21 protein-coding genes and 4 pseudogenes are annotated in these 26,716 nt (G+C 69.3%); 13 read left to right on the top strand and 12 right to left on the bottom strand.

The window, feature by feature from the left end; translation table 11 throughout:
- Window positions 1-91: 91 nt before the first annotated feature.
- The gene (locus ACFWA7_RS08470) at window positions 92-643 is read right to left on the bottom strand and encodes an RICIN domain-containing protein (RefSeq protein WP_385821719.1); all 552 of its coding nucleotides are present in this window, start codon (window positions 641-643) and stop codon (window positions 92-94) included.
- Window positions 644-917: 274 nt separating this feature from the next.
- On the opposite strand from ACFWA7_RS08470, the pseudogene ACFWA7_RS08475 reads away from it, so the two are divergent.
- The 4 genes and pseudogenes from ACFWA7_RS08475 to ACFWA7_RS08490 form a co-directional block, all read left to right on the top strand.
- Window positions 918-1,145, top strand: a pseudogene (locus ACFWA7_RS08475) (thioredoxin-disulfide reductase); the annotation flags it as partial.
- Window positions 1,146-1,209: 64 nt separating this feature from the next.
- Window positions 1,210-1,464: a hypothetical protein gene (locus tag ACFWA7_RS08480; protein WP_385821721.1), complete on the top strand. Its 255-nt coding sequence runs from the start codon at window positions 1,210-1,212 to the stop codon at window positions 1,462-1,464.
- Window positions 1,461-3,605, top strand: a complete 2,145-nt coding sequence (locus tag ACFWA7_RS08485; RefSeq protein WP_385821723.1) for an integrase — start codon at window positions 1,461-1,463, stop codon at window positions 3,603-3,605. Before ACFWA7_RS08480 ends, ACFWA7_RS08485 begins: the two co-directional genes overlap by 4 nt.
- Before the next feature lie 35 nt (window positions 3,606-3,640).
- A complete protein-coding gene (locus ACFWA7_RS08490) occupies window positions 3,641-4,006 on the top strand; it encodes a hypothetical protein (protein WP_385821848.1) in 366 nt (121 codons plus the stop codon).
- A 62-nt stretch (window positions 4,007-4,068) separates the two neighbouring features.
- Here the strand turns inward: ACFWA7_RS08490 and ACFWA7_RS08495 are convergent.
- Window positions 4,069-4,214, bottom strand: a pseudogene (locus ACFWA7_RS08495) (IS5/IS1182 family transposase); the annotation flags it as partial.
- Here ACFWA7_RS08495 and ACFWA7_RS08500 point away from each other — a divergent pair.
- Window positions 4,209-4,582: pseudogene (locus tag ACFWA7_RS08500) on the top strand (transposase); the annotation flags it as partial. The pseudogenes ACFWA7_RS08495 and ACFWA7_RS08500 sit on opposite strands and share 6 nt — an antisense overlap.
- Window positions 4,583-4,620: 38 nt before the next feature.
- On the opposite strand, the gene ACFWA7_RS08505 reads toward ACFWA7_RS08500, so the two are convergent.
- The 7 genes and pseudogenes from ACFWA7_RS08505 to ACFWA7_RS08535 form a co-directional block, all read right to left on the bottom strand.
- Entirely contained in the window at window positions 4,621-6,129 is a 1,509-nt protein-coding gene (locus ACFWA7_RS08505; protein ID WP_385821725.1) for a hypothetical protein, read from the bottom strand.
- A 24-nt stretch (window positions 6,130-6,153) separates the two neighbouring features.
- Window positions 6,154-9,795: a hypothetical protein gene (locus ACFWA7_RS08510; RefSeq protein WP_385821727.1), complete on the bottom strand. Its 3,642-nt coding sequence runs from the start codon at window positions 9,793-9,795 to the stop codon at window positions 6,154-6,156.
- Window positions 9,795-12,032 (bottom strand): hypothetical protein, encoded by a 2,238-nt coding sequence (locus ACFWA7_RS08515; RefSeq protein WP_385821729.1) that lies wholly within the window; start codon window positions 12,030-12,032, stop codon window positions 9,795-9,797. Before ACFWA7_RS08515 ends, ACFWA7_RS08510 begins: the two co-directional genes overlap by 1 nt.
- A 6-nt stretch (window positions 12,033-12,038) precedes the next feature.
- On the bottom strand, window positions 12,039-15,317 hold the full coding sequence (locus tag ACFWA7_RS08520) for a DUF6603 domain-containing protein (RefSeq protein ID WP_385821732.1): 3,279 nt from the start codon (window positions 15,315-15,317) through the stop codon (window positions 12,039-12,041).
- Between the two features lie 797 nt (window positions 15,318-16,114).
- A complete protein-coding gene (locus tag ACFWA7_RS08525) occupies window positions 16,115-16,270 on the bottom strand; it encodes a hypothetical protein (protein WP_385821734.1) in 156 nt (51 codons plus the stop codon).
- Window positions 16,271-16,296: 26 nt separating this feature from the next.
- Window positions 16,297-17,106: a hypothetical protein gene (locus ACFWA7_RS08530; protein ID WP_385821736.1), complete on the bottom strand. Its 810-nt coding sequence runs from the start codon at window positions 17,104-17,106 to the stop codon at window positions 16,297-16,299.
- Between the two features lie 426 nt (window positions 17,107-17,532).
- Window positions 17,533-17,706, bottom strand: a pseudogene (locus ACFWA7_RS08535) (dTDP-4-dehydrorhamnose reductase); the annotation flags it as partial.
- Between the two features lie 288 nt (window positions 17,707-17,994).
- Between ACFWA7_RS08535 and ACFWA7_RS08540 the strand changes: the two are divergent.
- Window positions 17,995-18,681, top strand: a complete 687-nt coding sequence (locus tag ACFWA7_RS08540) for a hypothetical protein (protein ID WP_385821738.1) — start codon at window positions 17,995-17,997, stop codon at window positions 18,679-18,681.
- A 67-nt stretch (window positions 18,682-18,748) separates the two neighbouring features.
- On the opposite strand, the gene ACFWA7_RS08545 is transcribed toward ACFWA7_RS08540, so the two are convergent.
- Complete coding sequence (locus ACFWA7_RS08545; RefSeq protein WP_385535851.1) at window positions 18,749-19,081, bottom strand: PCC domain-containing protein; 333 nt, start codon at window positions 19,079-19,081, stop codon at window positions 18,749-18,751.
- Window positions 19,078-19,842 carry a helix-turn-helix domain-containing protein gene (locus ACFWA7_RS08550; RefSeq protein WP_385535849.1) on the bottom strand — a complete coding sequence of 255 codons (765 nt, stop codon included), beginning with the start codon at window positions 19,840-19,842 and terminating at the stop codon, window positions 19,078-19,080. The genes ACFWA7_RS08545 and ACFWA7_RS08550 overlap by 4 nt, the downstream gene beginning before the upstream one ends.
- A gap of 85 nt (window positions 19,843-19,927) precedes the next feature.
- On the opposite strand from ACFWA7_RS08550, the gene ACFWA7_RS08555 reads away from it, so the two are divergent.
- From ACFWA7_RS08555 to ACFWA7_RS08585, 7 genes are all read left to right on the top strand, one after another.
- Window positions 19,928-20,155: a hypothetical protein gene (locus ACFWA7_RS08555; RefSeq protein ID WP_385535847.1), complete on the top strand. Its 228-nt coding sequence runs from the start codon at window positions 19,928-19,930 to the stop codon at window positions 20,153-20,155.
- Between the two features lie 327 nt (window positions 20,156-20,482).
- Window positions 20,483-21,742: a TfuA-like protein gene (locus ACFWA7_RS08560; protein WP_385821740.1), complete on the top strand. Its 1,260-nt coding sequence runs from the start codon at window positions 20,483-20,485 to the stop codon at window positions 21,740-21,742.
- A complete protein-coding gene (locus tag ACFWA7_RS08565; RefSeq protein WP_385821742.1) occupies window positions 21,729-22,874 on the top strand; it encodes a YcaO-like family protein in 1,146 nt (381 codons plus the stop codon). The genes ACFWA7_RS08560 and ACFWA7_RS08565 overlap by 14 nt, the downstream gene beginning before the upstream one ends.
- Window positions 22,871-23,737: a class I SAM-dependent methyltransferase gene (locus ACFWA7_RS08570; RefSeq protein ID WP_385535841.1), complete on the top strand. Its 867-nt coding sequence runs from the start codon at window positions 22,871-22,873 to the stop codon at window positions 23,735-23,737. The genes ACFWA7_RS08565 and ACFWA7_RS08570 overlap by 4 nt, the downstream gene beginning before the upstream one ends.
- Entirely contained in the window at window positions 23,734-24,744 is a 1,011-nt protein-coding gene (locus ACFWA7_RS08575; protein ID WP_385821744.1) for an NAD(P)H-dependent glycerol-3-phosphate dehydrogenase, read from the top strand. The genes ACFWA7_RS08570 and ACFWA7_RS08575 overlap by 4 nt, the downstream gene beginning before the upstream one ends.
- 71 nt (window positions 24,745-24,815) lie before the next feature.
- Complete coding sequence (locus tag ACFWA7_RS08580) at window positions 24,816-25,172, top strand: hypothetical protein (protein WP_385821746.1); 357 nt, start codon at window positions 24,816-24,818, stop codon at window positions 25,170-25,172.
- Window positions 25,159-26,013, top strand: coding sequence for a hypothetical protein (locus ACFWA7_RS08585; protein WP_385821748.1), 855 nt, complete (start codon window positions 25,159-25,161; stop codon window positions 26,011-26,013). The genes ACFWA7_RS08580 and ACFWA7_RS08585 overlap by 14 nt, the downstream gene beginning before the upstream one ends.
- 27 nt (window positions 26,014-26,040) lie before the next feature.
- Here the strand turns inward: ACFWA7_RS08585 and ACFWA7_RS08590 are convergent, their stop codons facing one another.
- Window positions 26,041-26,679: an HAD family hydrolase gene (locus ACFWA7_RS08590; protein WP_385821750.1), complete on the bottom strand. Its 639-nt coding sequence runs from the start codon at window positions 26,677-26,679 to the stop codon at window positions 26,041-26,043.
- Window positions 26,680-26,716: the final 37 nt, after the last annotated feature.

Here is a 26,716-nt window from a genome sequence, read left to right on the forward strand (position 1 = left end):
CCGAGGGGCTGTGGTACAGGTCACGGTGCGGGCGGGTCCGTCGCCCCTCCCTGCGCTCGTGAACCAGCCCCTCGGCCGGGGTGTCAGCGGTTCACGGGCCGAGCAGATCCCACCACTGCTGGGGCTGGAAGTTCTTCGCCCAGAGTTGCACCTGGGCGCCGTTGGCAGTCGTCGGGTCCCGGTCCAGGACGGTCCGGTAGTTGTTCAGGAACCGGACGTTGTAGATGGCAAGGTCGTTTTCCCGGCCGCCCCACTTCTGCTGGTCGCTGCCGTTGCAGGACCACAACTGGACCTTGGTCCCGTTGGCGCCGTGGCCGTCGAAGTCGGCATCCAGGCACATCCCCCGGAAGTGAGCGTTCTCCCAGGTCCAGTCGTCGTAGAGGTACCACTTCTGCTGGTCGGAGCCGTTGCACGTCCAGGCTTGCACCTTGGTGCCGTTGCCGCCGCCGTCGAAGTCGGCGTCCAGGCATTGGTTGCCGTAGCCGAAGCGGCTTTTCAGCCGGCCCGCACCTGAAAGGAGCCCGAACTGCGGCAGGCTCGCCACGGACTTCAGCTCACCAGCCGTGATCCCGGTGCCCGGTGTGGCCCGCACCTGTGAGTCGGCGAAGGCCGTACTCGCACCACCAGTCACTGCCATGAGCATGACAGCCCCGATGGTCACTTGTCGTAGTAACACGTTCTTGGTCCTCTCGGAAGCGGATCTCGCCGTGCTTGACTGGCCGCACCTGTACCTCATGGTTCATCCCATAGGGCGGCGCGGGCCCGCAGGAAGCCTGCGGAGGACGAACCCAGTCCGCGTGACGGTGTCGAGTCTGTGCTCATTCGACCTGCGGCGACAACCCCGCAGTCGATCGATGGCTTACAAACAAGACAACCGGCACCGTACCGGTTTACCTCGGATCGGGGGTCTCTCGGTCGACCCGCACACCGAGTTGTTCAAGGGCCAGCTGGACCTGGCGCCGAGGGCTACCTCAAGGTCGGCCCCCTCGATCCGAACGAACATCCAGGGCGCCTTCGGCACCAGCGATGTCGTCGCCCACACCTACCGCCAAGCGATCACCGATTCCGGCACCGGTTGCTCCACCGGCCTCTATACCGAGTGTTACCTCGCCTCGCTGGCCGACCTGCCAACCGTCGCAGTCTGAATCCAGGATCCAAAAGGCGGGCCCGGCACCTCACGGTGTCGGGCCCAATTCTCGACAAGCTGACTTGACAGGGAATCCCAATGCCCACGTCCACCCGGGCCACCACCCCCGGCTCGCCCTGCTGCACCAGCAGATCTTGAGCCTGCGCTCCGCCCTGGACGACGACACGTACCACAGCCGCTGGAACGATCATCTGCTGCGGCTGGAGAACCTGCGGGACAAGGTCGGCCCGGCTGCCTGGAAGGCGGCCCTGACCCGCGTCAGCGACACCGACCGCACCGTCGTCCAGCTCTTGTTGAAGGAAGACCTCTCCCCGTGACCAGCCTTGCCGTCGAGAACGACCCGTACATTCTGGCTCCGCCGAATCCGAACAGCCCCGTGGTGCTATCCCTATGGATCAGCCCCGGCAATACGCACCCGAACGCGCAGTACCGTGATCCCGTCTGGCCGCTGGCTCCGCTCATCGACAGCCCCAGCACCGAGCTGGCCACCATCTACTGGCAGGGCTGTCCCGACCCGTTGCTCGCCCAGGTCAAACAGACGACCTGGACGATGATCAATGGCCGGCTTCGTCCTACCTACCTTCTGACGCGAGGAAGCCATTCCCGGGCCAGGACGTCCGCTGCGGACATCAGGGACACCTGCAATGAGTGGATGCGGCTGGCGCGATGGCTGCACGCGCGCCGCCTCAGCAGTCTTACCGACTGCACCGACGACATGTGGCGGGCCTATATCGCCCAGCGCTGGGGCGAGGGGGTCTCCCGCGACCACGCCGCGAGGGTCTGCGGCAAGCTGACAGATTTGTGGGCGTTCGACCAGCTCAGTGCCAGGCCCGCGGGCGTCACCCGGCCGCCATGGGACGTCGAGGGCATCGACGACTTCCTTCCCGCCGCCAACAGCCCGGCACGCGGAGAGAACAGTACGGAACCTTTGGATCCGGCAGTCCTGGGGCCGCTGTTGGTCTGGGCTATCCGGTTCGTCGATGACTTCGCCGACGACATCCTGGCAGCGTGGGCCGAGAGGAGCCGCCTGATCGCGGCAGCCGAGGCCAACCCGGCCATCCCCGATGGGCAGGCCGTCCTTGCGGAGTTCTTGCTGCCGAATGTCCGGTCGGGCCGAGGGCTGCCTTCGGTCCGGATGCACGGCCGCCGGGGGCTGGCTCGCTCCTATATCTCCGCCGTCACCGGCGCGAGCGTGAAACAGATCGACCACTTCGTCGCGCGCAACCAGCTCTCCGGCCTGGCGAACGAGCACCCGGGCCCGTGCCCGCTGGAGGTGCCGGTCAGCGGGCAGATCAACGGGACCCCCTGGCGCGAGCGCATGGACTTCGATGAGGCTGCCACCCTGATGCGTCACCTGGGCACCGCTGCGGTGGTCGTATGCCTTTACCTCACAGGCATGCGTCCGCAAGAAGTTCAAGGGCTACGGACAGGCTGCTGCCCCGATCCAGAACCCGGCGCCCAAGGCAGTGCCAGTCGGCATTTGATCCGCAGCCAGCACTACAAGAACGTCGTCGACGACGACGGCAACCACATATCCGCCGGCGAAGCTCGTGAGGTCCCCTGGGTCGCCATCACCCCAGTCGTTCACGCCATCCGCGTCCTGGAGCGCATGGTCCCCGACGGCGAGCTCCTCTTGAGCGCTTCTCACCACGACTTCGCCTTCCAACGGGGCCGGCACGGGGCATTGAAAGGCAGCGGGCTGAACAAGCGCATCGAGGACTTCGTGGCCTGGGTCAACCACGAGGCACAGGCTCAGGGCCTGCCCGGCCAGGCCATCCCCGAGGACCCTCATGGCGCGATCGGAATGTCTCGGTTCAGACGTAGTCTGGCCTGGCACATTGCCCGGCGCCCCGGCGGCCTGGTCGCACTGGCCATTCAGTACGGGCACATGCGCACCGTCCTGGACGCCAGAGTTTCCAGCGGATACGGCTCTCGCAGCCGGAGCGGAATGCACTCCGTCCTCGATGTCGAGACCGCCTTGGCCGCCGCTGACACCGCCGCCCGCCTCCGCGACCGCATCGCTGCCGGCGAGAAGGTCTCCGGGCCGGCCGCCCGCCGGGCTCTCACCGCCGCAGCGACGACCCCACGGTTCGAGGGCCGCATCGTCCCCAAGACGTTCGCGAAGAAGGCAGCCGCATTCCTCGCCCGGGACGGCGTCGTCCTCTTTGACAACCCCGACGCCATGCTGATCTGCGCATTCAAGCGGGAGACCGCGCTCTGCGACCCCGAGCCAGGAGCAACAGCCCCACGGCAGTACGCCTGCCAATCCGGTTGCGGCAACACAGTTCGAACCGACTCCCATGCCCGGCAGCTGCGGGAACGGGCCGACGAGATCGACCAACTCGCGGCATACTCGCCCGGCCCGCTCGGCAAACGCTTGCGGCACAACGCTGACAAGCTCCGCACCATCGCCGACACACACGACGCTACCGCCCGACCTGCCGAGGCTGCCGCGTGAACCAACAGAACGAACGCACCCGCATCCGCGAGGCCATGGACCGGCTCTTGAACGGGCAGCCCACAGTCTCCAGCGGGAGTCTCACCATCGTCGCGCTCGCCGTCGAGGCTGACGTCCACCGCATGGCTCTCATGAAACGGCATGCCGATCTCAAGAACGAGTTCTACGAGCGCGTCCGCACCGAGACCAAGCAGATGCCGGAAAGCGAAAAGCGACTCCGCGAAACCGTCTCCAAACTGAAGAAGACTCTGGCCAATAAGGAAGCAGAGCTCCAGGAGCTTCGTCAGCAGGTGACCCTGCTGACCCTCGCCAGCGCAGTTCTCACCCGGGAGAAGGAATCCGAGAGCGAGCTTTCTCCCGTCGCGGACAACGTCGTCCCATTCCGACCACCGAACCGCTGACCACTCCGCCTACAGAGCCGCCCCGGCCACCGTCACACCGGGGCGGCTCCTCTGCGTCTGGCACGTTGGAGGATTCCGAGGTCGATACCTAGGGCGGCTGCGTGCTCGACGAAGTGCTTGCGGTAGCCGCCGTCGACCCAGATTTGCGAAGGCTGGGGTGGTCGGCGGCGGCCTGCTCCAGGAGGGTGCGGCCGGCGGTGGAGTCCTGGTCACCGCCGCCAGCGTCTCCGACACCGCGGCCGGTGTCACCTTGCTCACCCGCATCGCCGCCGCCCACCCGCGCGTCACCAAGGTCTGGGTGGACGGCAGCTACCGCACCACCGCCATCGACCACGGCGCCCGCCTGGGCATCCACGTCCACCCCGTCTAACCCCGGGGCGCGTCAAGGGGTTCACGGTCATTCCCAGACGCTGGACGATCGAGAGGAGCATCGGGTGGCTCATGCACCACCGCCGACTCGCCCGAGACTACAAAACCCACCCGCACCGGTTCGAAGCCATGGTCCACTTCGCGATGATCGACCTCATGGCCCGCCGCCTCACCGGCGAAGCCACCCCCAACTGGCCCGGAACCTGACCCGGGATCAAACACACCTCACAGGGCGAAACGCTCAGTCAGTCATCCGCCGAGCGGATGTCGCCTCCGTCGGGTTCAGCGATGGTTCCTTGGCCGTCCGAAGCATCGTTCACGCTGCTGCGGGAGTCGTAGTAATGAACTCGCCAGGTGGCGTTGGAGTAGTTCCTACTGCCCCCGTAGACGTTGTTATGGGAACCGGTCTCACAGTAGAGATAAAGCTCCTTGTTGTGGCTGTTGACCTCCAGCTTGATGCGGTCACCGGCGCGGATAGCCCGCTTGCCGCCGACGGTGAGATTGTCAGTGATGGTGACGTTGTTGCCGGGCAAGACGTTGACGTGGCTGTCGATTTTGAGCGGTTCGCCGTACGGGCCGCGGAGGTCGGCGATTCGGACGGTCCCTGTCCCGACGGCGCTGAGGTTGCCGTTGGCGGTGAGCGTGCCCCCGACGGTGACGGCGCCGATGGTCGTGATGCTGTTGTTGAAGGTGCTCGCCCCGGTGACGTTCAGGACCGCGTCGACCTTCAGGCCCGCGTTCTGGCTGACCCGCAGCGGGTTGCTACCCGCGCCGCGCACCGATCCGGCGACCGTCAGGTCCTTGGCGGCGTTGGTGAGGCTGACGCTGTCGGCGAACGTACTCGCCCCGGTGACGTTCAGGGCCGCGTCGACCTTCAGGCCCGCGTTCTGGCTGATCCGCAGCGGGTTGCTACCCGCGCCGCGCACCGATCCGGCGACCGTCAGGTCCTTGGCGGTGTTGCTGAGGCTGACGCTGTCGGCGAAGGTGGCCGGGCCCTGGACGGTGAGGTTCCTGACGACGAGGTCAGGGATGCGTACGGTGACCGCCGTGGTCAGGGTGTGGGTGAGGGTGACGCCACCGGCTGTGACTTCGGCGCGGAGCATGAAGCCGGTGACGGTGGTCAGGCCGCGTGGGGTGGGCCAGACGCGTTCCTTGTCGAGGGAGACTCCGGCGGGGGTGTCGCCCCAGTGCATCGTGTATTTCGCGTCCGAGCCCTCCCAGCGGAGCACGGCGGCCTCACCGTTCTCCACCATGATCTTCTCGGGCGCGAAATTCCGGAACACGAACCCGGCCGGGAACTTGTCCACCACGACCGCAGCGTCCTTGTCGGTGAAACTCCCGTTCGTCCCTGACGAACTCTCGACGATCTCAATGGAGACCTGACCCGCCGTGCGGTTGACCGCGATGTTGGACAGGGTGAGCGTGATGATCTGCCCAGTGAACTGCACCGCGCGGGCCGGGGTGAAGGTGACGACCGCGAAGCCGCCGGAGACGGTGGGGGCGGACGGCGTCCAGCCGGTGCTGGCACCTGTCTTGATGGCGGCGCCTTCGGTGGTGAGGTGCTCGGCCCCGGCGCCGACCGGCACCCGGACGGTGATCTTGTTGCACCAGGCCGGCGTGGTGATCCCGCCGCCGGCATTGATGTTGACGGAGCCGTATTCGGTTTCCTCGGCGGAGCTCACCCGCAACGGCTTGGGGTCGGTCGACGGTTCGTACGGCAGCAGGTTGGTGGTGTTCACCATGATGACGCTCATGCAACAGCCCTTCGGTAAGCGGTGTCAGGACGTCTCGGTCGCGTCGAGCAGCAGGTATCCGTACCGGGCCTGCGCCTGCGGGTCCCCGAAGTGCGCCGCGGAATCAGCCGGAACGATCGGCAGTTCCACCCACTCGGTGTCCGACCCGCGCGGCTCGGCCCAGCTCCACGCCCCGTGCCAGGACGCGGGCTGCGGCAGCACCACTCCGGCCTCCGTCGGCTCCTCCTGCGCCCGCGCCCGCCGGGCCTCCTCGGCTTTGTCGACCCGCTCGGCCGCCAGCAGCGGGCCGAGCCGGAAGGACGCCCGGATCCGCCGCATCGCCTCGGACACCAGGTCGTCGGGCAGTTGCACCTTCGTTACCGGGAGGATGTCCGTGGTGGCATGTACCGCCGCGTACGGATCCATCAGTAGCGTCAGGTGGTGCTTCACCGGCTGGTCCGGGGTGCGCGCGGGCACGGCCAGGCCGTGGCCGTTGTCGATCGGGGTCAGGTAGCCTCCGCCGCCCTGCGGCATGACCGCGTGGAAGAGGTCGTACGACGTCTCCTGGTCGGGCCCGGTCGCCCCGGCGAAGTAGCCGATGAGCCCGTCGCGGAGGCGCTTTTCGTTGCCGAGCCGGACCGGCCAGCGGTAGCCGTCGTACTCCTCCTGCGACTCCCCAAGGACCTGGTCCCAGCTCGGGTTGCTCAGCAGCGGTCCTTCGAGCTCGACGCCCAGATCGGCGCGCACCAGCGCGAGCGGACGGCCGATGAGCCGCAGTGGAGAGCCGTCCTCCTGGGCCGCGTCGTCGAGGATGGTGTCGAGGGTTTGGTCGATGGTGTCGAGCAGACCGGTGAGCGCGGCGGCGGGTTTGTCCTTCAGGGTGCGGACGAACCGGGCCAGGTGCGGCATGGCGTCCTCGAACTCCTGGGCGTCGACGTCGGGATGGGGCGAGCCGGGGAGCGGTAGCCACACGCTGTCGTCCGCGCCGTCGATGTCCTTGACGACGCGGAGTTCGCCGAGACAGACGCCGTCGGGTCCGTGGACGACGAGGGTCTGGTCGAGATGGTTGAGCAGCAGCCAGCCGGCCAGCGGGTTTTCCGGCGTGGCCGCGCGGGCCATCGGTGAGAGCCGCTGTCCGTCCACGGCGCGTACGGTCTCCAGCCGGACGCGGGCGCCCTGGAGGAGACGCGGGCCGAGCTGGACGAAACGGGCGGTGCCGACGAGGTCCTCGTCGAGGACGCTGTCAGGGGCAACGCTCTCGGCGAGGGTGAGGGAGACCTGTTCGTAGTTGCCGCTGTTGACGATGTCATACGTGCGGCCGAAGCGATCGACGATGCGCAGGTCGTGAAAGGTGAACTGGCCGGCCCGGACCGGCTGGAACGGTGTTCCGGGGTCGTCGGCGGGCGGTTCGAGCGGCCCGCCTTCCGGGACGCTCTGGATGTCGCCGACGAGCCTGGCGGTGGCCTCGGGGACGTGCACGGTGGTCCTGGCGGTGCCGTCCTGCTGGACGAGCCAGTCGTGGAAGCCGTCGAGGCGCTGGGAGAGCAGTCCGGGGTCGCCGACTTCCTCGCGCAGGGCGAGCAGGCCTTCGGTGGGGGCGCCGGAGTAGGTGTCGAGGTAGCGGTCGACCTGCTTCTGCAGGACGAACGGCGCGCTCGGGGTGAGGAATGCCCGGTTCTTGAAGGTGAGCCAGCGCAGGTCGGCTTCGCCGCCGCCGGGCTGGGCTCCCAGGCCGGACCATTCGTAGCGGCTGCCGTTGAAGGTCCAGTAGGTGGTGTCATCGGCCTGGAAGGGCGTGGGGCAGTACTTCAATTCGTATTCGAGGTGCATGGGCAGCCAGGGCTGCCGCCATGGCGCGGTGTGCTCGGGGACGGGCCCGGTGACGGCGGCGGGGTCCTTGAGAGCCGCGTCGAGAGCGCCGGGGACTCGGGCCACCTGGTCGAGGAGGGCGAACTCGGCGAGCAGCGGGGTGCAGGCGTCGGGGAGTCCGGCCAGTGGGGGGCTGGGCGCGGTGGTGGGTCGGTCGTAGGTCCTGCCGTCGACGGTGATTCGGGTGATCAGGGCTTCGGGGAGGCGGCAGGGCAGCGGGGTGTCCCGGGTGAGGGGTTCCTTGGCACCGGTGTCCTTGATGAGCACGACCGGGTCGGCGGGGCGGTAGTAGGACTCGCGGGCGGTGCGTTCCAGCTGGTAGCGCGGGCCGAGTCCGCGCTCGGTCGCGTACTTTTCGATGTCGGCCGCGAGTTCCTCCGGGGTGGTGCCGGTGGGCAGTTGCCTCAACAGGACGAACTGCTCGTCGAGCAAAGCCTTGGTCCGCCCGGCCAGACTCGTCGCATCGCTCTCGTCGAGCTGGACATCGGCTGCGGCGTCGAACCCCGCGGGGTGCTCAGGGGTGAAGGCGGGGACCGGCTTGTTGCGCAGCCACCAGATGTTCCACAGGCGCTGCTGGGAGCGGCGGAGCCTGGGCGTGAGGTCGTCGTACTGCTGTTGGACAGCGTTGAGTTCGGTCAGCCACCCGGGTTCCGGCGGCGGGGGCGGCAGCTCGTCGTCGCCTTCGACGGGGCGCGCGGTCACCTTCCACACATGGCCGCCGTCGGAGCCGGAGAACCAGGAGTGGTGGGTGAGGGTGTCGAGGTCCTCTTCGCCGTCGGCGGTGTCGAGTGTTTCGAGGGTGCCGTGGAAGAGCGAGCGTACGAGGTCCCCGGTGCGCGCGGACCGGGTCTGGCGGGCGGCCAGCCGGCCGAGGGCTTCGGCGCTGCTGCTGCCCAGCGTGAGGATGGTGCTGAGCTCGACGTTGCTCGGTTTGTCGGACTCATGGGTGGCGCCTTCGCGCTGCCAGTCGACTCCCAGCGCGAAGCCGCTGTAGAGGGTGCGGTCCAGGGCGTCGGCGGCAGTGCCTTCGGGGGTGTTCCAGCCGAGGGCTTCGAGGAGGTCGGCCGTCCCGTCCGCGTCCGGCGGGAGCAGGCCGGGCACGGACGCGGCGCGGTGGAGGTAGTCGAGGTCGTCGTCGCTGTACCAGCCGATGACGAAGTAGCTGAGCGTCGCGTCGGGCGGGTAGTTGTCCAGGCCGCCTTTGAGGTCCTCAAGGGTGTCGTGGATGGAGAACACGTCTTTGTTGTACGGCTGGTAGGCCGCGAAGCCGGGCAGTCCGGGCCCGGCCGCGGTCAGGTGCGGCTTCTGGGCAGGTGGTTCGGTCCACGGTGCCTGGGTGAGGTCGTGGCGGCGGCCGAGGAAGGTCAGCTCCAGCGGAGCGCCCTCCGGCGTGTCGGGGTTCGGGTGCTTGTTGGTGCCGTAGACGTCGTTGCCGTCGGCGTCCTGGACCGGGCGGCTCTCCAGGTAGTCGCTCTGCACGATCCACCCGACGGCCTTGCGGTCCGCCGCCGCCGCTGTGGTGCTGTAGCGCACGACCAGCCAGCGGTTGGGGACGAAGGGGAAGGTCGTCTCACCCGTCGTCTGGTCGTAGTGCCCGTTGGCCAGCGCCTCGGGCAGCTGCCAGTGGACGTAGACGCCTTCGCTGTCCGGGCCCATGGTCTCGGTGCCGACGCCGGGGGGCGGCTCCGCGCCCGCGCCCTCCTCGATCATGGCGTCGAAGTTCGGTGTCCACCGGTTGAATGTCTCGGCGGTGCGGGTCAGCCGGTTGACGACAAGGGCGTGCACCTTGACGGGGACGATCAGGTCCGTGGCGCTCATCAGGCGGTCTCCGTCCGGGCAGCGGTGCCGGTGGGGCTGAGGATTTCCTGTTCCAGCGGGGCGTTGACGAGTTCCAGGGCCAGTTGTCCGGGGTCCAGGTCGGTGAGCCCGAGTTCCCGGGCCAGGGCGGGCACCAGGCCGCCGGTGCCGAACATCTGAAGCACCGCGGGTCCGGCGTCCGGGTCGGAGCGCAGGTGGAGGTCGAAGAGGCTGCCGGTGGCCGGGTAGTAGGTCTCCAGCGGGGTGCCGATCGGCGGGTCGGCGGCCAGGCTGCGCAGGCCGAGGCGGTTCCCGGAGTCGATGCCGTAGTGGATTCCCTGTCCCGGTTCGCGGATGACGACCTTGTCGGGAACGCCGTCCCAGAGGACGAGCAGGATCCTCTTGTCCGGTTTGGCGCGGCGCAGTTCGGTGAGGACGGTGCCGTCCTTGAGGTAGGCGTTGACCTTGATGTCCGGCCAGGCGGGGATGAGTTCGGAGTGGATGAGCAGTCCGCCGGCGGCCCGCTTCGTGCTGCCCGACCGGGCGGTGGCCCGGTTGAGTTCGGTGGCGAGGCGGCTGTCGACGGTGGTGTGCACGCCGACGTCGGCGGCTCCGGCGACGAGCGCGTCCAGCCAGCCCTGGTCGAGGCGGAACATCCGCAGGGATTCCAGCGGCAGCATGCGCGGGTCGGGCACGAGGTGGTGGAACGGCACGCCCTGGAGCAGGCCGAGGCGGGCCTGCCAGGCGGCGATGGCCTCGGCGTTGCGTTCCGCGGTGGTCCGCAGCAGGGAGACGGTGCGTTCTTCCGCGAGCACGGACCTTGACTGTGTACGTGTCACTCTCGGCTGCGGTGTCCTGCGTCCGGCGTCGTCCGGGAGCTGGGGGCTTTTGAGCCCGGTGCTGAGCCGCTCGCGGAAGCCTGCGGAGGCGAGTTCGCGCAGTGCGCCGAGGGCGGGTGGGGCATCCGGGTCGACCGAGGCGCGCGCCGGGTCTCCGGCCAGCGCCATCAGTGTCGTCGCCCGGTTGGCGAGTTCGCGGCGGGCCCGGCTGACGGCGGTGGTGTATTCGGGGTCGGCCAGGCCGATGGTGCGACCGAGAGTCCAGGCGACGGCATAGCTGACGTCGAAGATGCCGTGCTCGGGCTCGTAGATGAGCGCGTGGTCGGAGGTGGTGTGCGGGCCGGGGCTGTGCTCGGTGGGCACGTCGAAAGCGGTGACCGGGGTGGCCGGGCCGCGGTACCAGGCGAAGGTGCGTTCGCCGGAGAGGGTCAACTGCGGGACGGCGGTGTAGCCGCGTTCGAGGCGGTCGCGGACGTAGCCGTCCTCGGGGTCGTCGGTGACCGGTGCGGTCACCGGCAGCCGCAGGGCGAGCTCTTCGAGCTCTTCGGGGTCCGCGGTGCTGGGGGCGACGAGGTTCTCCAGCAGTGCTCCGGGATCGGCGGCGGGCCCTTCGCTGCTGGTGAAGCTCCAGCTGTGCAGCGAGCACAGGCGGACGGCCGTGGTGCCGCCGGGCAGGGTGCCGGACAGGCGGCCCTCGAAGCCTTCGAGGGAGACGAGGTGGACGGCGTAGTTGCCGGGGTTGTGGGGGAAGCGGTTGGCGTTGACGACCGCGTACTCCCCTTCTTCGAGGACTTCGCCGTCGGCCCGGGTCCTGTTCGCGTCGACGACCTTGCGGACGTGCGCGAGGTAGTACATCTCGTCCTCGCGCGGGGCTACCGCGTTGAAGAGGTCCGCCGGGACGTCGATGGTCCGGCACTTGCTCCGGGCCTCAGCCTCGTCGACGCCGCCGGACGGCAGGTTCGGGCCCTTGACCCCCGCCTCGGCAGGGTTGCGGAGCTCCTCGACGGTGCGCAGCACGGTGTCCCCGGACGCGGCGGGGTCGTCGGGCAGTTCGTTCTCGCCGAAGACGAGCAGGGCGAGCCAGGGCGGGCGGGCCGGGGGCTGCTCGGCGCGGGTTCCGGCGAGGTTGCGTTCCCAGGGCAGGATCGACCGGCTGAGGGTGATGTGCGGCAGGGTCCTGGTGTAGGCGCCGGTGCTCTCGCGCGGCGGGTAGTAGGCGTGGACGGACGCTTCGCTGAGCACGAAGCGGACGGCCTTGATCTCGAAGGTCTCCTCGGACGGGAGCAGCTTGTCCTGGGCGTCCAGTTCGCCGCCGGCGTCGCTGAGGGTGTTCTTGACCACGACCCGGTAGTCGCCGGGGGTGGCACGCGGGATCAGGTGGTCGAGGAAGTGGATGCGCAGATCCGGTTCAGCGGTCACGGCCGGTCACCTCGTCGCGGTGGTGGTCAGGGGCGGGGTGGTCAGGCTGCGGCCGGCGAGTGCGGCATAGCCGGTGAGCGGACTGTCGGTGCCGGTGCCGGGTCCCGCGCCGAGCCGGGCGAGGGTGCTGAGCACGGCGGTGCGGCGGACCTTGACGGTGGGGGCGGCGACGGTGCAGACGATGGTCCGCACGCTCTGGTCGTCGGCCCGCGGCTCGGGCCCGGCGGGGTCGGACACGCGCAGGGGCATGCGACCGCACGGGAGTCCTTCGTACGAGAGCGCCTTTGAGGTGACGGGCCCGGTGTCGGTGCCGTAGTCCGGCTCGGGGAGGGTGATCCTCAGTCCGGTGAGGCGGTTTTCGAGCAGTTGGTCGCCGTCGAGCGCGTCTCCGGGTTTGGCCAGGGGCTTGCCCCACAGGCCGGGGGCGACCGTGCCGGTGACCGGCTTGACCACCCAGTGATGGTCGGTGGGGTGGAAGGCCGTGCCGTCCTTGGTGATGGTGACCCGGTGGGCGGAGGTGACACCGGTCCTCCGCATGGGGCGGATGTCGATGGTCCCCTCGTCGGACTGCTCGATCAGTCGTTCGTTGATGTAGAGGTGCGAGGCGGGGATGCCGGCTTCGGTGGTGAAGGTGAATCCGGCCGAGGAGACGAGGGTCGGTTCCTTGGCGGCCGCACGCCGGGCGATCTCGCCCTGATCGGCGTCGGCGAGCAGGCCCTCGTTGGGGATGACCCTGACGGGTGCGGGGATCTGGGTGCGGAACTCGGGCCATTCCACGGTGGGGGTGTTGTCGCGGGAGGAGCCGAAGCCGAAGCTGAAGGAGATGAACCAGAGTTTGACGGTGGCCCGGCCCCCGAAGGGCGGCAGCCACAGGTGGAGGTCGATGCCGACCTCGACGGAGATGCGGACCCGGACGAACCAGACCTTGATGGTGGCCGCGACGCCGATGCTGATGCCGAGCCGGACATCGAGGTAGAAGGGTTTCCACTGGACCAGCACGTCGAGGTGTGCGGTGAACCAGGCGGAGAAGATGCCCTTGTCGTAGACGGCGGCCAGGCGCCCGCCGAACATGAACGCGGCGGGGGTGATCGCGGCGTAGGCCTCGGCCCGCACGGTGATGTCGTTGGCCGGGGACCACACGAACCCGAGTCGCTTGGGCCGGGGGTAGTGCGTGGGGACGTTGTAGTCGGGGTGGTAGCCGCCGAGGCTGATGGCGAAGTCCCCGGCGCGGTCTCCGCCGGTCCAGACGTAGACGGCGATGCCACCGGTGAGTTCGATCGACGGATCGAGCACATAGCTGCCGGGCAGCAGGGCCACGTCCATGGACAGGCAGTGCTCGGCGGAGCTGAAGCCGAGGCTCAGGCCGATGTTCACCTTGGCGATGGCCCGGGCGTTCGGGTTGAGGGTGCGCGGCAGGCTGACGGAGGTACGGCCGAGCAGCATGGCCTTGACGGAGTCGCCGAGTTCGATGACGGCGAGGGCTTTGGTCTCGATGAAGCCGAAGCTGGTGAACTTCACTCCGGCGGCGATCCAGTACTGGCCCTCGGTGGGGCGGATCCAGCCGGTGGGTCCGGTGAGGGCCTTGAGCGCGTCCTCGGGGGTGTACGGCGTCGGGGCGGGGTCCCCGGGCAGCGCTTGAGCCGCGTCCAGCCGTGCCACCAGCGGGAATTCGGCGAGCTCGGCGCCGGTGGGGACCTTCTTGAAGGAGCTGTTGATCCCGAATCCGGCGGAGAAGCCGGTGACGGTGAAGGGCGGCGGGCCGAAGACTGAGGCGCCGCCGAGGAGGGAGACCTCGCCGTAGATGAAGACCGAGTGCCAGCCTTCGACGCTGCGCGCCCACACGGCCTGGGCGCCGAGTTCGACCGCCATCGCCTGGACCAGGATCAGTCCGGCGAGTTCGAAGTCGAGGGTGGGGTCGTCGGGTGTCTTGTTGAGCAGGCCGCCCTTGAGGCCGATGAGCCCGTCGGCGGCGGTGGCTTCGATGTTCATGCCGTGCAGGAAGGGCAGCAGCGGGAAGCCGCCGCTCATGCCGACGTAGAAGCCGAGCCCGGCGACCTGCCAGGTGAGAGAACCGACCGTGACCTGGCCCTGGAGCTCGATCAGCAAACCTTTTTTAAGGTCGTAACGGAACACGATCGCGGAGAGGTAAACCGGCCCGAACTGCTTGCCGATGACGAACTCGTATTCGAGCCCCGGCTTGTCCGGGCTCTGCGGATCCGGTCCGAATTTCGGCGGGACGGTGATCACCAGTGCCGGGGTCGGATTGCCCATGACCGCGAGGTGGACCGCCGCACTCACATTCTTGCCCAGCGGGACTCCTGCCGCTTCGTTCACCACCGGCAACTGCTGGAGCGGGCCGAGGTTGTACTCCGTGATGACCCGGTTGATCTTGATGACGTCTTCGGCGTTGAGGTTCTCGGAGACGTACATGATCTGGAGCGCGGGCAGGGACAGCAGCCCGTTGCCGATCATGGGCCCGACCACCGGCAGCCCGGAACCGTCCCAGTCCGTGCGGACCCGGACCATGGCGACGGTGGTGGCCTTGGGTTTGCCCTCCTGATCGGTGCGGCCGAGCGCCGTGGTCCGCAGCACCAGCAGTTCCACTGGGTTCGCGCCGGTGCCGTGGTCCACCGGCGCTTCGGCGGTGACCATCAGGTTGTCCATCTTGCCCATCGGGTGCTGGTGCAGCTGGACCCGCTCCAGCCAGTCGACCAGCGGTCCGGGCAGTTCGACGCCGTACTCGCCGAGGGCTTCGAGCAGCGGGGTGATCAGCAGCGGCGGTCCGTCGAGGGGCTGGGCCGTGCCGATGGACTCCTTGCGCAGTTCGGCGCGGAACTCCAGCGGGTCGGCGACCGCCCCGCCGAGCTGGAAGCCCACCCAGGGCCCGGTGCCGGGGCACCGTCCGGCCGCGGCCGCGGCCTGGCCGGCGGCCAGCAGGACCCGCAGTGACCGGCCGCCGGACAGTCCGGACAGGTCGACGCGGGCGACGGCTGTCTGGAGCAGCCAGGTCGCCGGGCTCGCCTCGAAGAGCAGCGCGTTGACCGCCGTGCCGGTGGCGAAGAACCGGGCGGTGGCCGGCATCTCCTCACCGGCCAAAGTGACTTTGCCGGTCACCGTCAGAGCAGCGCTGTCGGCAGTCGCCTCAGTGAGGGTCAGAACGCCGCTCGGCAGGTGCTCCAGGGACTCGGCCTCGCCGCTCAGCCCGAGCCGCCCGGTATCGAACTCGAACGTCCCCGCACCCCCCGCCGGGAACAGTGCAACCAGTTCGTCGACCGTCAGCGCCATGGGTGACCCCCGCCTGTGGACACGGTTAGTTGAGGCGCCCGCGGAAATACGGGGCCCCTGTGCCGTTACGGAAAATAAAGTAGGCGTGGGGCACGGAAACATCAATACGGAACGTGCGTGTGGCACAGTCATCCGGCCTTAACGTCTGGAAAATACCGACCAGGACCCTGGAAATGGTCACCTCTCGCCCGTCAAACGCACTTTTATGTGCGGGGATTCAGGTATTTTACGGGCCGCCGAAAGCGGACACCTGATCGAAGGGCCGTTCGGAGAACCGATTCGGTATGCGCATTTGTAGACGACCGAGCCCGCTGCCCGCTGCCCGCAGCCCGCTCCACTTCGCCATCCGCCGTCTCGAATGAATAGCCGAATCGCGGAATTCGGCCATGTGCCCCCAGCGCAGCGTCAAAGTCAGTTGATCAGGTAGCGGGGCGGTCCAGACCGACGAGCGGATGATCCGACCGGGAACGCTCGGTTTGGACGTGCTCCTCCGCTTCGGGGACCGCGGGTGGCAGAGCTGCGTGGACCCAGGCGAGCGGGGCCGCCTGGTTGCCCTTGGCCGACAGGGCGCAGTCGGCGTGACGCTGTTCCAGCAGGTAGACGACGGTGCCGCGCAGGTGGTGGGCGGGGGCGACGTTCTGGAACCTCCGTCGGGGTGCTGCTACAGGTCAAACTCCAGGTGCTCGATGCCCGTGAACCGGAACCTCGTCCACGCTGTCAGCACTACCTTGGGTGCGAGAGATGCGACAGGCGCGTGGGAGGTAAGTAGCCCGCAGCGAACCGTGCCTGACAGGCATCTACTGATTGATCAGGGGCTCTGCAGTATCCGCGGCGATCAACCGGCCGTTCTCGACCATCAGCCGCTGGTTGACGTTACGGAGTGCCTGCATGGCAGTCTCTGCTTGACGGCCGGTTGCGAGTGCTGCGTCTCGTTGCGCGCGCAGTTCCTCCATCTCCGAGTCCCGCGGCGAGGGGGCGTTCATGCCGTCGCGGAGGCGGGCACCCAGGTCGTTGGCGCGTAGCGTGCGTAGCTCGTTCTGGATCTCGTGAAGGGTCCGTTGCAGGGCGGCGTTCTGTTCCAACAGCATGAGCTGATGTCGGCTTCGCATTTGCCGACGCGTTCGTCGATCTGCTGAACCTCCTGGCGCAGCAGCTCCAGGCTCGCCGCGCTCAACGGTCCCGCGGTAAGCACGCCGCCGTAGGCGCTCTCCAGCGCAGCGAGCTGCTCCGCCTTCCCGGCGCGCAATTGGCGCAGCTCGGGCAGGTGGGTGAAGTCGGTGGTGTAGAAGGTGCAGGAGAAGCAGCGGTTGTACACCGGGCAGCCGTGCCCGTCGGCGCGGACGTTGTTCATCTCGTGGCAGCGCCCCGCGGGGACGGGCACCGAGCCTACGCCCGCGCGGATCCGGTCGGCCATGTCGTCGTCGGGGATGCGGGCGCGGATCCGGCCGCCGGTGAGGTCGAACTGGTACTTGGCGGCGATGGCGCGCACCGCTTCCACCCGCCGGGGGTGCGAGGGCCGGTAGTAGACCTGGGTGGTGGAGGGGTCCTGGTGGGCCATGAGGACTTGCAGGATGTCGAGCGGGACGCCGGCGTCGGCGCGGAGCTGGGCATAGGTGTGCCGGAAGGCGTAGGGGAGCACCCGTGCCGGGTCGAAGGGCTTGCCTTGTTCGTCGGTCACTGCGAACTGGTCGAGCCAGGTCTGAAGCCAGTAACCGATCGTGCTGCTGTCGTAGGGCCGCTCGCCGAGCGCGTTGGCGCGGGAGCGGCGCGGGGTGGGAAACAGCACCATGCAGGTCGAGCGGGGCCGTCCGTCTTCATGGAACAGGTGCGGGGAATGGCGCCGCAGGTGGTCCTGCTGGCAGGTGATGACCTGGGCGTCGCTGGGATGGAGCGGGAGTTTGTGCCGCCGGCGGACCTTTTACATCGGGCCGGCGGCGCACCGTCCCGTCCGGGTCCTCCACGTCGATGTCGTGCCACTGAAGGCAGTCGAACACCAGGTGAAGGGTGGATATCCGAGTCCAGGGAGCGCCTGGCGGTGGCCCGAGCCGCCCTCGGCGTCAGCACTGAGGACCACCAAGACGCACGTCCCTGACCGCGAGTTCGCTCTCCCGCACAACCCTACGACTGCTTGACAACGACGATTGGGAATCAGTCACAGCGTCTCGGATCCTCAGAGCACTCCACAGAATGCGAACAGATGAACTTGACAGGGAACGTGGCGGCTGACCGCGTCGGCCCCGGCCAGGTGCCGGATGCCGGCCGCCTCGCCCGCGGCGAGTTCCAGCAGGGCGGCGGCGAGGTCCTCGACGAAGACCGGGCAGCGAACGTCGTCGGTGAACAGGGCCCCCTCGCGGGCGCCGGTGGCCATCTCGTGTACGGCCCGTTCGTGCCCGGTAGGTAGCTGCCGCCCCTTTGCCGACACTCGGTAGCCGTCGGCAGGGACCACCTTCTTTCGCTGCCGAGAGTCCGCGGTTCCTCGGCCGGCGTCGGCCTGGGCGGCTCATCTGCACCGGTGCCGTCATTTGCGATGGGTACGGATCCGCACCCAAGGCCTTTGCCAGCCGCGGGGGAACTGTGCTCAGGTTGCACCCAGCAAGTCATCACCAGGGGGCGGAACATGCATGGAATATCGGAATTCAGACACAGAACGGCAGTTGCCGCTGGGGCGGTGGCTGTCATGAGCGTGCTGACCGCGGGGTGCGGGCTGCAGGCTGAGGTCGGCCGGGAGTACGGGCCGACGTCGAGCGATCTGTCGTTCTCCTACACCGGGATCTCCAGCGGGGACGAAACGATCAACCAGACCCTGGCGATCCACAACACCTATCGCCAGTCCGTCGTCACGCTCCTGTCGTTCACCGCGCTGGACCGGGCACACCAGCCGATGCCGAAGGTCAAGGTCACCACTGTCTATGGCAGTGACCGCGGAGCGCTGGTGTCCCCCTACGGCTACGGCCTGGACATTCTGCGGTTCTCCGGGCCCGGGGAGCACGAGGTGGCCGACGTCCGGGTGAGGGTGGACAAGGTCGTGGCGGCGGATCGCCGGGTGGTAGCGGGCCGTGAGCCGGTCACCACGCAGGCGCTGGACGACGCGGGCCGTGAGATATCCCGGTTCGAACGGTTCTCCAAGGTCCGCCTGACCAACCCCAACGCGTGGCCGGTCTATGTCCGGGTCTCCTACATAGTCTACGACCAGCCGCCCGAGGGCCAGAGCCAGCAAGCCGTCTCCGTCACCCCCATCGGGAGCCTCACCCGCATCCCCTCCCACAGCACCACCACCATCGAAGTGACGGGAGCAGCGGCCACCGCCGTGGCAGACAACTCCCGGGGACCGGCGGTCAGCATCAAGGCCTACTACTCCCAGTAGACGGCGGGCCGACATCTTGTGACGGCACGCCGGTGGCCGACTGTGGCGCATTCGCCCGGTGGGCCGGTCAGGTGGTGGGGATGACGTACGCGCGGGCGAAGTGGGTGCCGATGACCGCCTCGTGGAGGTGTCCGGCGATGGCGCGGTCGCCTTCGACACCCATGACGACGTGGAGGTGGACGAAGCCGTTGCGGATCTCGCCGGTGCCGGTCATCTCGCCGGGCAGGTCGTACTTGGTGATGGTGTCCTTGAGTGGGTCGCCTTCGGGCATGGTCGAGACGGTGAAGGAGTCGGCGGCCCCGATCAGGGAGACGATCGCCGCCTCGGTGATGCCGGCCTCGGCGGCCTGGCGGTTCAGCTCGTTGACGAGCTCGCCCTGGGGGACTTCAAAGACGATCACGCGGGACTCCGTCCGATCATGGGGCTCAGTTCCCGCAGCATGACTGAAGAGCACCAGCGGGCGCCAGAGTCGCGGGGGTTGAGGGCCTCCCTGGCGAAGCGGGTGGCGAGGAAGTCCGCGCGGTGGGCGTACGAGGCGGGCTGGGAGGCGATGCGACCGGCTGTCGTCCAGTCCACGGCGCAGACGCGGGAGGCCACGGCCGTCAGGTAGAGGTGGCAGACCTCGTCGTCGTGGGCCAGGACGCGGGCGACATGGTCGGCCTGTCCCTGGCCTGGCAGTTTGGCGAGGATGCCCGCGGCGTTGACGCGCAGGATCGGTGCGTCGCCGTCGAGCATCCACCGGCGCAGGGTCGCGGTGGATGCCTTGTCCGTCAGCAGCGACGCGGTGACGATGTCCGCGCCGTGTGTGGTCTGGACGCGGGCCAGGGGGCCCGGGTCGCGGCCAGCGATGCTGGCGGCCATCTCCGAGGCCATGGCGCCGTGCGTGACGGCCAGGGTGGACAGCCCGAGGAAGGCTCGTCGGTTCACGCGGTCGAGGGTAGCCTCCGCCTCCAACTGTGCGACAGGGACGCCCACTACGTGGGACAAGTGCGCGATCCAGTGCTTGCCGGGGATGACCTTGCCCGTCTCCCACCGCTTGACCGCGTCCCGGCCTGGCGCTCCGGTGGGGTCACCTGCGCACACGGCTAACTGCTCGGCGAGCTGGGTCTGTGTCCATTGCTTGAGGATGCGCAGATCACGGATCAACTGTCCGATCGGCATGGCCACATGATGCCCCCCAGGATGCCCCTCCGTGGCGGTCTTGGCAGGTTCACCCTTGCGGGAGCCCGAACACGGAGGTTGCGTCATGAGCAGCGCACACCGAGTCGTCTCTCCCCAGGTCCTGCCTGACTGGCTGGGTGAGGGCGCGGTGGTCGTCAACGCCGGTGGTCACCGCCGCCGGGGCACCGTGCAGTTCATCGGCGCGGGGGAAGACGCCACCGGGAGCGTCACTCCCGGCGCAGTCTTCCTGCGCCCAGAGGGAGGTGGCACGGAGTGGATCGTCGCCGACCACCGCACTCTCGCCCAGGGCTGAACACCGAGACTTCCCGCCCCGGCCGGGGTCGGGCAGGCGGGCTCCTGGCCCGCGGCACCACCGGTGCGGGCAGCTGGCCCGCACTGTCGGAATCGGCAAGAGGAGTAGACCCATGGAGCAGTCCAAGTCCGGTATCGCCGCCAGCGCCTCGGCGTCGTTGGAGGGGGTCGAGGAGATCACCGGGGCCGTGGTGGTCGCCGTCGACGTGGAGGACGAGGAGTAGTTGCCTCTCGCGTCAGCGTTCTGACCGTGGCGTCCCTCTCGTCGGTCCCGTCGGGGTCCGGGGGGAGGGGCGCTCCTCCCCGCTTGCCCTGTCTGGAGGGTGCAGTGATTCACGTGTTCGTCGGGCCGACGCTGGCGAGGTCCGAGCCGCAGCTCGCCGCGCCGGGCCTGCGGCTGCGGCCGCCAGCACAGCACGGTGACCTGTTCGACCCCGCGATCGGCGGCGGTGACACGGTGGTGCTCATCGACGGGGTGTATCACCAGGCGCCTGCGCTGCGGCACAAAGAGATCCTCGCCGTGATGGGCCGGGGTGTGGGGGTGGTCGGGGCGGCGAGTATCGGCGCTCTGCGGGCTGCCGAACTGGCGCCGTATGGGATGCTCGGCGTCGGCAGCATCTACACCGCGTACCTGCGCGGGTACATCGACGGCGACGACGAGGTGGCGGTCGGGCAGGCCCCGGACGGTGCGTGGGATGCGCTGACCTGGCCGGTGGTCAACCTCCGGCACGTCCTGGAACTCGCCCAGTCGGCGGGGATCCTCGACGTTGAGCGGGCTGCCGAGCTCCTGGCGGCACTGCGCGCGGTCTTCTACCCGCAGCGCACGTGGGCTGCAGTGCGGGAGGTCTGCCGCCGCCAGGGCGAGCCGGCGTTCGCCGGGTGGCTGGCCGAGCAGCGCCGGCAGGACGGGCACTTCGGCGACCTCAAGCGCGTCGACGCGCTCGCCGCTGTACGTGCCGCGCTCGGTGGCGCCGCGAGGAGGGACGGGGTTGTTGTCGAGCCGCCCATGTGGGAGACGGCCTATTTCCGCCGCTGGTCCAACGCCTTTGCGCGCGAGCGGGTGGACGGTTTGGTGCTGTCCACCGAGGACCGTCTAGTCTACCAGCAGGTGTTCGACCCGGCGTTCGGTGAGAGGTGGGCGGCCTACCTCGACCACCTCTCGTGGCATCCCGCCGACGGCGGGCCGGGGATGGCGCTGGCGGAGCGGCTGGCTCGGGTGAGCGGCGGGGAACTGCCCGCCCATCGCGTGTTCCACCCGCCGGTCGACCTGAGAGACGAGCCGACCGTAGCGCTGCTGCTGGCAGGCGAGAGCGCGCAGGACCGGCAGGCGGTCGCCCGGTATGCAGATGCTCTCGCGTGGGCCTGCCGCAGCAGGCCCGGCTTCTCCACGGCGGCGGTACGCAGCGAGGTGACCCGCGGTCTCCTGCTGCGGGTGTGGCGGTGTACTGAGCGGGAGTTGGACGCGGAGGCGTCCGCGCGCGGTCTGGTCTGCGGGGCGCGTGCGGTCGAGGCGGCCAAGCCGCTCGTGCCCGGGTTCCTGGAAGAGACCGAGAGGACGAATGCGAAGGCGGCTCATGGTGGGTGTTGAGGAGCTGGTGGCGCTGCCGGGGACGGTGCGCGCCCGGACGCCGCAGCAGACGTGGCAGGCGCTGGCCGGGCGGCTGGCGCACTTCGGGATCACGCGGGTCGCGGACCTGACCGGCCTGGACTGCATCGGGCTTCCGGTCTTCACGGCGATCCGGCCCGCTTCGCTGACCCTGAGCACATCGCAGGGCAAGGGCGCTACACCCCTGCTGGCCAGGCTGTCGGCGGTGATGGAGGCGATCGAGCTGTGGCACGTCGAGCAGCCGCTGCCCGTCGCCGCGTACGGCCCGGCTGCCGAGGTCGCCCCCAACTGCCCCGTGGCGGCGCTGGCGATGACCGTCCCCTACCCGGAGCGCACCTTGTCCCGCATGGTGTGGGAGTGGACGCCCGGGACCGGCCTGCTGGGCGGGGAGAGGGCGCTGCTGCCGTGCGATCTGGTTCGCCGCCGGGTGCAGCGGCCCCAGTGGAGCCCGGATCTGCTGCGCGCGACGAGCACCGGCCTGGCGTGCGGCAACAGCCGGGACGAGGCGCTGCTGCACGGTCTGTTCGAGGTGGTGGAGCGCGACGTGCTGTTCCGGGACGGGCAGGCGGGCGGGCGGCGCACGCTGATCGACCCCTGCACGGTCGATGACCCGCACGGCCGGGAGGTGATCGCCCGGCTGGCGGCCGCGGGCATGGGCCTGGAGATCGCGCTGGTGGACGGCCCGTACGGGCTGCCGGTGTGCGTGGCCCACCTGTGGTCGGAGGATTACCCGGTCACGTTCGCCGGGGGCGGCTGCCACAGCCTCCCGGGGATCGCGCTGACCCGGGCGCTGACCGAAGCCGCGCAGTCCCGGCTCACCGCCATCGCCGGGACCCGGGACGACCTCCCCAGCAACCCGGGGAGCTTCAACAGCTCACCCCGGCGCCCGCCGCAGACCGTCGGGCACGCGTCATGGCCGCAGGCGACAGCCCGCTTCGCTGCGGCCGGCGGAGGCTTCGCCGCCCAGGCCAGGGCCGTGGCCGAGCAGATTGCGCACGTCACCGGGTACGAGCCGGTGGCCCTGGACCTGTCCGCCCCGGACAGCCCCGTCCACGCCGTGCAGGTCATCTGCCCCGGCACCCGCTCCCGGATCAGGAGGGCAATGCCCCGATGAACACCACCACCGCACCCGCGACGTCCCCTGGGCGCTCGGCCCAGTACGACGCCTTCCACTGTGCTCGCGCCCGCACCGCTCTGGTCGCCCGCCTGTACGCCGAGGCGATGGGTGAGGACTATCCGGTGGAGGTCGCCGCCTCCAGTTCCTGCGACTGGCCTTTGCTGGGGCTGCTGACCTCGCGTCTGCGAATGGTTCCCGGCCAGCTCCTCGTGGACGCCGGATGCGGCGCCGGCGGCATCGGCCTGTGGCTGGCCCGCGCCCTCGACGTGCGCCTGGACGGCTTCGACCTCTCCCCGGTCGCCGTCGCCCAAGCCGCCGCCCGCCGCGCCCACTTCCTCGGTGACACAGCCGACCGTGCCGTCTTCCGCGTCGCCGAGCTGGAGAACACCGGCCTGCCCGACGGCTGCGCCCACGCCATCGTGTGCGTGGACGTTCTGGGCCGCGCCGCCGACCGCGGGGCGGCGCTGCGCGAGCTCGGCCGCGTCCTGGCCCCGGGGGGCCGTCTGGTCGTGACCCGCGCGCTCAGGCGCGGCGCGGAACCGGCGTGGCACGAGCAGGTCGATGCCGCCGGTCTGACGCAGGAGCACGTGGATGAGCGGCCCGGCGAGCCCGCGATGTGGGAGCGGCTCTACCGGCTGTGGATCGCCCACGCCGATCAGCTGCGGCGTGAGCTGGGCGAGGGCCCGGCCGAGCTCATGCTCGGCGAGGCGCGGCAGGTGCGTCCCACCCTGCGCGGCCGGCGGGCCGTCCTGCTGACGCTGCGGCGCATCCCAGCCGCCCCGGCAGGAGCGGGGGCGGCCGCTAGGATGGCCCAGCCCAGCGACAGGCCCGCGTCCAGCGAGAGGACCCCGCAGCAGTGAGCCAGCACCACGTCCGTGCGGCGGTGTTCTCGGCCGGGTCCTGGGGCACCGCCATGGGCAAGATCATGGCGGACGCCGGCAGCAGCGTGATCATGCACGCCCGGCGCAGCGAGATCGCCGACGCGATCAACACCTCGCACCGCAACCCCGGATACTTCTCCGACGTCGAGCTGCCCCACAACCTGACGGCCACCACCGATCCGGCTGCCGCGCTGGACGGCGCGGACTTCCTCGTGCTGTCCATTCCCGCGCAGTCCCTGCGGGAGAGCCTCGCCGCCTGGGCCCCGCACATCGGCCCGGACACCGTGATCGTGTCGCTGATGAAGGGCATCGAGATCGGCTCCGGCCTGCGGGCGAGCCAGGTCATCACCGAGGTGACCGGTATCCCCGCCGACCGCGTCGCCGTGCTCTCCGGCCCGAACCTGGCCCGCGAGATCATGGAGGGCCAGCCCGCCGCCGCCACCGTCGCCTGCCCCGACGAGGCCGCCGCTCACCGCGTCCAGCACGCGTGCCACACCACCTACTTCCGCCCCTACACCAGCACCGACGTGACCGGTTGCGAGCTGGGCGGCGCCGTGAAAAACGTCATCGCCCTCGCGGTCGGCATCGCGTCGGGCATGGGCATGGGCCACAACGCGCAGGCCATGCTCATCACCCGGGGACTCGCGGAGACCACCCGGCTCGCCGTGGCCATGGGCGCCCACCCGGCCACCCTCGCCGGGCTCGCCGGCCTGGGCGACCTCGTGGCCACATGCTCCTCCCCCCTGTCGCGAAATCGCACTTTCGGCACCCACCTCGGCCACGGCCTGACCATGGCCGAGGCCACCGCCGCCACCCGCCAGACCACCGAGGGCGTCAAGAGCGCGGAGGCGATCCTCGCCCTGGCCCACGCCCACGATGTCGAGATGCCGATCACGGACGTCATCTCCGCCCTGCTGCATGAGAAGGTCACTCTCGGCCAGGCTGCGGCCGCGCTGATGCAGAGGCCCCCCAAACCCGAGCGCTGACTCCCCGGCGCCCCACCTTCGCGGGCCGCCCCCTCCCCACCTTCACCCTCCCCACTCGGAGGTTCCTGCCCATGCCCACATCCGTGCTGTCCGCTGTCCAGATCGCCGTCACCCTCGGCCTGGTGGCGTGGATGATCACCGGCTTCACCCCCCTGCCCGGCCGCTGGCTGCGCTGGAAGATGTTCTGCCGGGCCACTTTCACGATCATCACGCTCACCGGCACCACCAAGGACGGCCGCACCGAGCCCGTGAACGTCTACGACTACCTCTCCCCAGGCAGCTTCATCCTCGGACCGCCCCAGCTCCAGACGATCCTCGACCACCTCACCCACAGCGGCCGGTACGACCAGATCGACGGACACGGCCACGTCCTGTCCGCCCGCGGCGAGCAGCCCGTGGAGGTGAGAGAGGGCCGTGTGGTTCTATGACGCGGTCGCTACCGGTTTCCAGCACCCCACCGACCCCGGCCGGCTCCAGTGGTTCCGCATCCTCTTCGGCGCCGTCCTCACCGCCCGCTTCGCCCTCTCTCTCGGCCAGGGCGGATGGCACCGCTTCTCCCCCGGCTCGCTCAGCCTCCACCTCGCCGAACAACGCTTCGGCCCCGCACGTGCCCGACTCCTCGCGACCGGGTACAGGCCTGCCCTGCTCATCCGCACCACCGCCGCCGTGGCCCTGGCCGCCGGACTCGCCCCCCGGCTGTCACTGCTGCTGGTCCTGGCCGGCGCCGCCATGGAACTGCTCTACCTCAAGAGCCCCAACGCCGTCCGCTACACCCTGCTGACCGGATGCTGCCTCCTGCTCGCCGGTGACATCGGCCACGGCCTGCACATCCATCACGGCCTGAGCACGGCGAACACCTGGGCGCAATGCCTCCTCGTGCTGATCACTATCGACATTTACTGGAACAGCGCCTGGCACAAGCTCCGCTCCCCCCCAGTTCCGCACCGGCCTCTACCTCGCCCAGTGGATCCACACCTACACCCAGGTCAGGGACCAGCTTCCCTACCGACGGCAGCACGCGATTCCCGGCCTCGTCCGCCGCCACGCGGGCCAGCTCACCGCGCAGGACATCCGCCGCTGCGCGCGGTCGCTGTCGTCGCCATCGCAACGGAGATCGCGCTGCCGCCCGCGCTGCTCATCGAGCAGACGATGCCGTACGCCGTCCTCGTCGGCATCGGAATGCACGCGGCCTTCACCTGTCTCAAGCCCCGCCAGCTCATCACCTTCTCCGGCCTCACCACCGCAACCTATGTCGCCTTCGCCGCTTGACCGTCCCCGCCCCGGCCCGACCGCCGATCAGTTCCTTTCGCAGGATGGCCACACCGCCCCCTCAGCCAGGAGGATGTCGAGCTTGGCTGCTGTGGCCTCGGGTTCGGTCGTGTGGTGGATGGTGTGGATGCCGAGGGCTTGGGCGGGCGGGAGATTCTCAGCGTGATCGTCGACGAAGACACACTCCGGACCGGTCAGCTCCAGGGCGTCAAGCGCTCGCTGGTAGATGGCTGGTGCGGGCTTCCTGACCCCCACGTGCTCGGAGAGGATCACGGCGTCGAAGAGGCCATCGGGCCCGTCCCACATCCCCAGCTCCTTGTAGGGGTTGAAGGGGACCAAGCCGAAGCTGTTCGAAAGCATCGCAATCTTCACCCCCGAGTCCTTGGCTCGCCTGGCCGCCGCCACAATGGCCGGCTCCGGCCGCAGGTTCGCCAGCGCGCGCCGCATCAGGTCCGTCGGATCGATTTCGAGGATCCCGCCGATGACCTGGTTCCAGTCCTCCTGAGTGGCTTGGCCGACTTCGAGCTCGGTGTAGACGCGGACACCGTCGGGATGCTCGTCGAGCGCATGAAAGTACGCACCAGGAGTGAGACCTTCGGAGCGCTCGAATGCCTGTCCGTTGAGCCTCATGCGTGTGGTGAGGACGCCGCCGAAGTCGAGGATCAATCCGCGGAGGGTGGACAAGGAGGCTCCTCAAAAGAGT

The organism is Streptomyces sp. NPDC059994, assembly GCF_042737755.1.
Classification (GTDB): Bacteria; Actinomycetota; Actinomycetes; order Streptomycetales; family Streptomycetaceae; genus Streptomyces.